Origin of the sequence: Clostridium sp. CMCC3677 (assembly GCF_023845585.1) — a bacterium.
Classification (GTDB): Bacteria; Bacillota; Clostridia; order Clostridiales; family Clostridiaceae; genus Clostridium; species Clostridium aquiflavi.
Window position 1 is genome coordinate 1 of record NZ_JAMQHS010000054.1, and the last position, 269, is coordinate 269.

General features: G+C 28.6%; 1 pseudogene. It reads left to right on the forward strand.

Annotated features, from left to right (window positions below):
• Positions 1–16: 16 nt before the first annotated feature.
• Positions 17–269: pseudogene (locus tag NG901_RS16710) on the forward strand (hypothetical protein); the annotation flags it as partial.

The following is a 269-nucleotide window of genomic DNA, read 5'->3' on the forward strand; positions in this document are numbered from 1 at the left end:
AAAGATTACAAATACATTGAGAGTTTTACAATTAAATAAAGAAAAGTTCTTGAATAAGAATGATTTAGACTTGCCGATTGAATTAAAGAAGTATTATGGCAAGTCTTTTTTTATGTACAAAAAACCTATTAATAGTGATAAATATTTCATTGGAGTTGATAGCTCAGAAGGAGTAGGTCAAGATAGTTCAACTTGTATTGTTCTTGATAAAGATGGAGAAGAAGTGGCTATGTTTAAGGATAATAAAATAAAGCCTTATGCCTTTGCAG